Source organism: Moorena sp. SIO3H5 (genome assembly GCF_010692395.1).
GTDB lineage: Bacteria > Cyanobacteriota > Cyanobacteriia > Cyanobacteriales > Coleofasciculaceae > Moorena.
This window is the reverse complement of the sequence record NZ_JAAHHS010000434.1, coordinates 1-6,197: the sequence shown is the minus strand read 5'-3', so window position 1 is coordinate 6,197 and position 6,197 is coordinate 1. Positions and strand designations below refer to the sequence as shown.

Annotated in this window: 9 protein-coding genes and 1 pseudogene; 8 read left to right on the top strand and 2 right to left on the bottom strand. The window is 40.5% G+C overall.

The window, feature by feature from the left end:
- From F6K52_RS30520 to F6K52_RS30490, 7 genes and pseudogenes are all read left to right on the top strand, one after another.
- A pseudogene (locus tag F6K52_RS30520) lies at positions 1–274 on the top strand (saccharopine dehydrogenase); the annotation flags it as partial.
- Between the two features lie 255 nt (positions 275–529).
- Complete coding sequence (locus F6K52_RS30515) at positions 530–1,096, top strand: ATP/GTP-binding protein (protein ID WP_364420489.1); 567 nt, start codon at positions 530–532, stop codon at positions 1,094–1,096.
- 634 nt (positions 1,097–1,730) lie between these two features.
- Positions 1,731–2,285 carry a protoglobin domain-containing protein gene (locus F6K52_RS30510; protein ID WP_293087715.1) on the top strand — a complete coding sequence of 185 codons (555 nt, stop codon included), beginning with the start codon at positions 1,731–1,733 and terminating at the stop codon, positions 2,283–2,285.
- A 261-nt stretch (positions 2,286–2,546) separates the two neighbouring features.
- Entirely contained in the window at positions 2,547–2,918 is a 372-nt protein-coding gene (locus F6K52_RS30505; protein WP_293087711.1) for a roadblock/LC7 domain-containing protein, read from the top strand.
- A gap of 370 nt (positions 2,919–3,288) precedes the next feature.
- On the top strand, positions 3,289–3,924 hold the full coding sequence (locus F6K52_RS30500; protein WP_293087707.1) for an ATP/GTP-binding protein: 636 nt from the start codon (positions 3,289–3,291) through the stop codon (positions 3,922–3,924).
- Between the two features lie 219 nt (positions 3,925–4,143).
- Positions 4,144–4,326, top strand: a complete 183-nt coding sequence (locus F6K52_RS30495) for a hypothetical protein (RefSeq protein WP_293087704.1) — start codon at positions 4,144–4,146, stop codon at positions 4,324–4,326.
- Positions 4,323–4,826, top strand: coding sequence for an HAD-IIIA family hydrolase (locus tag F6K52_RS30490; protein ID WP_293087701.1), 504 nt, complete (start codon positions 4,323–4,325; stop codon positions 4,824–4,826). The genes F6K52_RS30495 and F6K52_RS30490 overlap by 4 nt, the downstream gene beginning before the upstream one ends.
- Before the next feature lie 24 nt (positions 4,827–4,850).
- Here the strand turns inward: F6K52_RS30490 and F6K52_RS30485 are convergent, their stop codons facing one another.
- Together F6K52_RS30485 and F6K52_RS30480 are read right to left on the bottom strand one after the other, a co-directional pair.
- A complete protein-coding gene (locus F6K52_RS30485; protein WP_293087698.1) occupies positions 4,851–4,991 on the bottom strand; it encodes a DUF3368 domain-containing protein in 141 nt (46 codons plus the stop codon).
- Positions 4,988–5,233: a UPF0175 family protein gene (locus F6K52_RS30480; protein WP_293087695.1), complete on the bottom strand. Its 246-nt coding sequence runs from the start codon at positions 5,231–5,233 to the stop codon at positions 4,988–4,990. The genes F6K52_RS30485 and F6K52_RS30480 overlap by 4 nt, the downstream gene beginning before the upstream one ends.
- A 230-nt stretch (positions 5,234–5,463) precedes the next feature.
- Here F6K52_RS30480 and F6K52_RS30475 point away from each other — a divergent pair.
- A partial coding sequence (locus F6K52_RS30475; protein WP_293087692.1) for a succinylglutamate desuccinylase/aspartoacylase family protein occupies positions 5,464–6,197 on the top strand: 734 nt, incomplete at its 3' end.

Below are 6,197 nucleotides of genomic sequence, written 5' to 3'. Positions count from 1 at the left end.
CGATGTAAGCGATCGCGTTAGTGGCGTTGGTGTTGCAATTCGCTCAGAAGTTACTGGTTACAAAGATGGTAAATCAGCCCGTGCTGGCTCAACCTTAGTCCATGAGAATACTGCTGTCGCTGCTGGTATGGGTACTGGTAGTATTGCTGAACTTATGCTTACTCATCAACTGAATAAACCGGGAGTTTGGCCAGTGGAACAAGCCCTATCTACGCCCTTATTTGAGCAAACTATACAAAGTCGAGGACTTGAGATTAATACTGTTGAAGCTTGAGTGTTGATACCAAATCCCCTTTGATAATCCTCCTTTAAATGAGATATTGCACCAGTACAAAAAACTTAATAACCGCAGTGATAACAATCAATTTAAGTCCTCAAATAGTCAAATCTTATCACTGTTCCCTGTTCCGGTGATCCGCTGTTCCCTAGGTTTACAGGTTAATTTTAAACTTGGTGCAAAATCTGAGTTTAACTCAAACGGACAGGACTTACACCGCAAAATTTACGTTTTTGATCTGCTAAGACTGAAATCTACTCAATATTAACTAGTCTTAGTGGAGTCAATCCCATGAAAAGTGTCCGTGTGGTAGTAACCGGAACTGTAGGAGCTGGCAAATCTACTTTTGTGAGAACAGCGAGTAATGTTGAAGCTGTGGAAATAGAAGGTAAAGCCACCGACGAAATACTTCTGCTAAAGAAAAAAACTACCGTTGCCTTTGACTTTGGTAGCCTTACCTTTGGTAACAATCTAAATGTTCACATCTACGGTACTCCTGGTCAATCTCGCTTTGACTTCATGTGGGATATTTTGATTCGTGAAGCTCACGCCTATATTGTACTGGTGCCGGTTCATCGACCCAGCAGTTTAAACCACTCTCGTGAGCTTCTGCTGTTTATGAAGGAGCGAGTAAATGTTCCCATGATTATTGGTTTAACCCATATGGATTGTCCAGGGGCAATGACCTCAGAGGAAATTATCAGAACTCTCGGTTATAGTAACCCTCACAATCAACCCGCAAGTGTGATAGTTAATCCCAATCACCGAACCTCAGTAGTTGAGGCTTTGGTGCTTTTGATCGATCTCCTAGATTGCTAGACAAGTCAGTAGCTAGTGCCGTTCAACTCAAATAACTGACCAGCCCGTGTCAGGTCGAAACCCATAGCACAAATGACGTTTGTAACGGCGAAGCATTCGCACATAAATTCTTGGTTCGCTCCCAAATTGGCTAGCCGAATACTTCGCCCCAAGGATTATCATTTATAAGAATTGCCATCTTCTGTAATTTGTGTTTATAAAACTACACAAATCATTAATTAGCGTCACTAAAAAAAGTAATCCGGATTGAACGGATCCCTTGGTGAAAAGGTTAGTAAGTAAACTGTATAACGTTTACCTATAAATGTAGTCTCGACTACTAAACATCCAGTAGTTTAGGTTATAGGTACATTCAACTATAGATGAAGTCAATAGTTTAAAATTATAGTAAACCTCAACTATAAACTTCACTAAAATTATACAAAACAATACTTGTAAATCTTTTATTTTAGAAATTAAAAAAGCTAAAATATAACCAAGTTACAGGATTAGCTATTAGCATAAAATTATCTATTCAGATAATAATTCATAAAAACATTGCTATAGTGTTTAAATACTAAAAACTTCAATCGGGGTGCTTTGTTAAATAGTCAAGTAATAACTTAGAGTTAGATTCAGCTATATCGGAGTAATTATGAGCTTAGATCCCCAAGAATTTATGACCAAGATGGAAAAGCGTGTCAAGTTGACTACTGAAGACAAAGCGCTTCTGAAATCACACGCAGATTGGGGAAAAGAAATTGCTTCTGAAATGGCAGACCATTTCTATACTTACTTAGGTGACGATGAAGAAATGGATGCCATTATGAAAGAGAAAGAAGGTCGTATGGAGCGCCTACGGGCAACCTTTGTGCAATGGTTTTACGAAATGTTCACTGGTATGGATGACTGGGGAAAAGCCTATGCTGAACGTCGTTGGCGTATAGGTTTGGTACATGTGAAAATTGGTATCGGTCCTCAACACGTCGTCCCAGCAATGGCAATTGTGGTACAGGCATTTACTAACCGGATAAAAACTGATGGTAAAGATGAAGCCTTGCGGGATGCCCTCAGTCGGATATGTATGATTGATTTAGCCTTCATTGAGCAAGCCTATGTAGAAGTGAGTTCGGCAGCGGTTCTTAGAGAAACTGGCTGGACAGAGGGTCTATTTAGACGTCTGATTACTACTGGTGCTGGCTCTATGTAACTAGAGCAATCCTAAATTATTTGTGAACAATACCTCTCAATAAAATAGTTCGGACTCGGAAAGTTATGAGTCCTGAGTAACACCTGTTACTGTTCACTTTTCCGATAGGATTGCTAGATTACGTGTCGAGTTTGTTGGAAACTCAATCAATAGCCTATAAGTTCTGGCAAATTGGCACTACTCCTACTTAACTATCAGCTATCAGTTTCGAGGAACATAAACTAACCGAATTACACATTCTGCAATTGGAGTAAGGGAACAATGGCGATCAATTCTCAAAAATTGGGGTATATCCTGCATAATTTTGTTACATCCACTGCTGATATTCAGGGAGCAGCTGTAGTCACAACCGATGGTTTACCATTAGCATCTAGTTTGCCTGGGGAAATGGATGAAGAACGGGTTTCAGCGATGTCTGCGGCTATGCTCTCCTTGGGTGAGCGAATTGGCTCAGAACTGGCTAGAGGAGACATCGACCGAATCTATGTTGAGGGTAAAGAGGGATTTAGCGTTTTGACCAGTTGTGGTGAAGAAGCGGTATTTCTGGTTCTAGCTAGTAAAGCAGCTAAGCAGGGAGTATTGATGTTAGAAATTAAACGAACTCTGGCTGAATTAAAACCAATGTTGATATAGTAAATTTGTGGAATTTGTTCTACTAATACCTTGAGTTTATAAAAGGAATAAATTACTATAAATTATAGTCATTATTAATGGCTTATAGATAATGGGTAATGGGTAATTAAAAGACTAGTCTTAATTATCCATTACCCATTACAAATAGTAAATTTTTTTGTTAAATTGTTTTTCGCATTCTGGATTATTGGTATAACATCAGTGGGTGTGTGAAATTCAATGTAAGCTATTTTTTGTTTAAGGTTGACCACTAACAGTCAAGCATCAACCGTCAACCATCAACCGTCAATCGTCAACAAATTACCTTGATTCACCCCAACCTACTGGCACAGTTGATAACCTGTAGTATTTGCTAGGGAAGCATAACCCAATGGACAATATACGGATTGTAGTAACGGGAACAATAGGAGCTGGCAAATCTACCTTTGTCAGAACATTTAGCGAAGGTGCGGTTATTGAAACAGAACGAACGGCTACGGATGCCACATCATTGTTTAAGAAAAAAACCACCGTTGCCTTAGACTTTGGTTTGCGTCCCTTAAATCGGAACTTGGATTTGCACCTGTATGGAACTCCTGGTCAAGCTCGCTTTGATTTTATGTGGGATATTTTGATTCGCCGAGCTCACGCCTATATTTTATTGATGGCAGCTAATCGAAGCAGTGATTTTGCTAGTGCTCGTCAGATTTTATCGTTTATGCAGGAACGGGTCACTATTCCAATGATTATTGGTCTGACTCATACTGATGTTGCAGGGGCATGGACTCCAGAGGAAATTATGATGCGCATGGCATACATCGGCGATCCTAATCAACCCCCGATTGTAGCTGTTAATCCCAATAATAAGACCTCAGTATTTGAAACTGTAATGATTTTGATGGCTCAGATGCTTTCCCAAGGGAGTGTTATTGAAGGTGCTAAAAGAGAAAAGGTAAGTAAGCCAGCTCCGTTACCTGTTAAGAACCAATATCATTGGCCGAAGCCTCAGTTTTTATCAGGGGGTTAGTCAGTTTAAGCGCTACGCGAACAGCGATCCAGGAGTTCAATGAACTAGTTGAATTGAACTCCTGGATCGCTGAATTTTATTTTAAAAATATAAATATAACTCCAGGAAACTTTTCACAATTCCATAAAACTTGAGTAAAATATTAACTAAACCAGTAACTAGATAAAGCTTTAATAAAAAAGACTGGAATAAGATGCAATTAACATCAAGTTAGAACCAATGGATTACTTTGCCTGGGAGTGGATTGACCTTGATGAAACTAAACAGCTCATGGATGGGGTTACCAAGGATGAATCCATGGCTGCTGACGATCTAGCGTTTTATGATCTTGATAAGTTACATTTCCATCATCAGCTAATAACTCTATGCCGTCATTGGTGTACTACCCAGCAAGCTTCATGAATTTAAAACTTGAGCTATTTGTAGATTGCGACTGGACCATTCGCCAGCCGAGTGGTCAAGGTATATTTATTGACTACCCTGACCAGCAAAAAGTGATTGAAGGAGCTGATCAAGCTCTGCAATGTTTCAAAAATAAGGGTTATATCATTCTTGGGGTGACCAATCAGGCTGGAGTTGCAGCCCGACATAAAACCCTGAAGAATTGTATTAAAGAGCAACAGAAAACTCTTAAATTGCTTCCTCAGCTCAAAGGAATTATTTTTTGTCCTGACTATGGGACAACCTGTTATTATTGCGAGCGGCACTACTTTTCTGAAGTAACCAGTAAAGCATACGCTGGAGAATACCGAAAACCAAAGCCGGGAATGATTTTGCAGTTTAAAACCAACGGCTCTTCAGCTTTGATGGTTGGCGACCGCAACGAAGATGCTGAGGCAGCCGTTGCAGCTGGAATTCCGTTTATGTGGACCTCGGATTGGCTAGCCAAATATGGAAGCTGACAGAGGTCTGTTTCGGGTTGCCAGTTACTCTCCCGCCACTTGTAGAATATCCGTGTAGAGGCGAGGGCTGATTCGGAAACCAGCGATCGGCGAAGCCGCGCCAAAGGCGATCGCGATCAGATCATCAATAATGGGCTTAACATCGGTATTGCTGACAATTTTCACAGGCTCTTTAATTGTTCGAGAGTCTGCAGGTCTTCTCGAAAATCCTCTACATCATAATGCAGACAAATATTGCGACTGGCAAGGAGTTGTTGAAAATTAATTTGATTCATGCCAGCAAGACGACTAGCATTGCCGAGGGTAAGTTTTTCCTTTTGATACAGCATCACGGCTATCTCCAGCTCTAGCTCAGCTTCTGTCATGCCTGTGGATTGGAAGATATCGTTGGGAATTGTAACGCTCATCGTGCCTCCTCCTAACTTTTGCCTCAATGGTAACACCTACCGATTGACTAGATTGATACCGGGGTATGGTACAAAATCTTTAACCCCATTAACACCATAGGGATTAAGCTTAACTATACCGTTGATCATACTTATTGATCATACTTATGAGGTACAGTCAATTTTATTCCCCCTACTCCCTACTCCCTAAAAACTAGGACGTTTTACCTAACCCAATTTAAAACTGCTCCATGAATCCAACTATTTCTACTATTCCAATTCAGCAACTAACCTCAGGCGATCGCATTTCGCTCCAAGTCTATAAATTCGTTGGCTCCCAACCAGGAAAGAAGGCATATTTACAAGGCAATCTCCATGGTTGTGAAATTGTTGGTAATGCGGTGATTCACCAGTTGATTGACTTTTTGAGCACTCTGGATGACACTCAGCTGACTGGGGAAATCTGGCTGGTTCCTGTTTGTAATCCAGCTAGCACTAATCAGCGTAGTCATTTCTTTGCTACAGGAGGATTCAATCCTTACGATGGTCAAGACTGGAATCGAATTTTTTGGGACTATGAAAAAGAGTGTGATGATTTAGAGGATTTCGCCCAATCTCAACTTAATTTTGACCCTGATGAAATCAGAAATAACTATTTAGCACGGATCCAGTCTAGCTTGAAACAACACTTAGAAGACTGCTACTCTCCGAGGGGATTACCGTTTCGTCACATTTATCGCTATCAACTGCAATCTTTATGTGTAGATGCTAACTATGTGATTGATATCCATAGTTCTACTAATCAAGGACTTGATTTCTTGTATGGCTTCTACTCTCGGGAAGAAAGCGCCAAAGACTTTCTTTTCGATTATGGAATTGTGATGCATGAAGATGAGTATGATGGGGATGCTTTCGATGAGGCATTTATTAAGCCTTGGCAAGGGTTAGAGAAAGCCTTGGCAAAGTTAGGCAGAACAGATCGGAG